The organism is Nocardia sp. NPDC046763 (assembly GCF_040645495.1).
Taxonomy (GTDB): Bacteria; Actinomycetota; Actinomycetes; order Mycobacteriales; family Mycobacteriaceae; genus Nocardia.
The window spans coordinates 1-1,524 of sequence record NZ_JBEYYI010000095.1; the positions used below are offsets into that span (position 1 = coordinate 1).

Sequence of the window (1,524 nt, forward strand, 5' to 3'; positions counted from 1 at the left end):
TTGGGCGCGGACTCGACGTGACCCGACTCGCGCCCAACCCGATCCTGAACCGGGTTGGGACGGTTCAGGATGCTTTCTCGGCCACCGGCGCGCCGTTCTCGGTCGCGGCGGCGGTGCCGCCATTTGTCGCGGTGGCGGTGCCGCCATTTGTCGCGGCGGCGGTGCCGCCATTTGTCGCGGTGGCGGTGCCGCCATTTGTCGCGGCGGCGGTGCCGCCTTTTGTCTTGGCGGCGGTGCCGCCTTCTGCCTTGGCGGCGATATCGAGGGAGGCCAGGTAGCCGAAGGTGATGGCGGGGCCGATGGTCGCGCCGGGACCGGCGTAGGTGTGGCCCATGACCGGGGACGAGGTGTTGCCGGCGGCGTACAGGCCCTCGATGACGGTCCCGTCCTCGCGCAGTACGCGGGCATCGTTGTCGGTGACCAGACCGCCCTTGGTGCCCAGGTCGCCGGGGACCATCTTCACCGCGTAGAACGGGCCGATCTCCAGCTTGTTCAGGCACGGGTTCGGCTTGATGGTCTGGTCGCCGTAGTAGCGGTCGTAGGCGCTGTCGCCGCGGTTGTAGTCGAGGTCCTTGCCGGTCGCGGCGAAGCCGTTGAAGCGCTCGATGGTGGCGGCCAGCTTGTCGGCGGGGACACCGATCTTCTCGGCCAGTTCGGCCACTGTGGGCGCGACGACGATCAGGTCGTTTTCCATCCAGCGGGACGGAATCCGCTGGCCAGGCTGCAATCCGGCGAAGATGTAGCGGGATCGGTAGCGCTGATCGAACACCAGCCAGCACGGCACGTTCTCGCCCGGACCCTCACCCTGCCCGTATTCGCCGCCGTACATGGTGTGCACAGCCTCGACGTAAGGAGCGGACTCATTACCGAATCGCTGACCTTGCGTATTGATCATGATGCTGCCGGGCAGATTTCGCTCCGCGAGGCAGAACCAGGGCTTTCCTTCGCCGCGGAAGGTGGTCGGACCCCACCAGGCGTCGTCCATGAAGTCGATGTCCGCGCCCGCCGCGATGCCCGCCCGGATGCCGTCGCCGGTGTTGGCGGCCGCGCCCGTGGTCCACTCGGTGGTGATGGGCTCGCGCTGGTACTTGTGCCGCATGTCGGCGTTGTGCTCGAAACCGCCGCTGGCCAGGATGACGCCGTACTTGGCGTTGAACCGGACGGCCTGCCCGTTCTCCTCGGCGTCGACGCCGGTGACCACGCCGTTGTCGATCACCAGTCCGGTGAGCGGGGTGTTCAGCAGCACCGGCACATTCGCGTCCAGCAGGCCCTTGCGCAGGCCGGCGATGATGGCCTGGCCCATGCCGACCAGCGCCTTGCCGGTGACCTTGCCCCACGCCCAGCGGGTGCCGACGCGCAGCACGCGCGCGATGCCGACCGGGTGGCGGCGAATCAGGTTGAGCTTCTTGTAGTCCGCCTGCATGACGACGACGTTCAGCGGCGCCTTGCTGTAGGCCGGCTCCAGCTTGAAGCGCTCCTCGCCCAGGACTTTGAGGTTGAACGGCTTGGGCTCGCAGCTGCGGC

Annotated in this window: 1 protein-coding gene; it reads right to left on the reverse strand. The window is 67.9% G+C overall.

From position 1 onward, the window contains the following. Positions 1 to 64: 64 nt before the first annotated feature. On the reverse strand, positions 65 to 1,524 hold a 1,460-nt coding region (locus ABZ909_RS43620), incomplete at its 5' end, for an FAD-binding protein (RefSeq protein WP_357012389.1).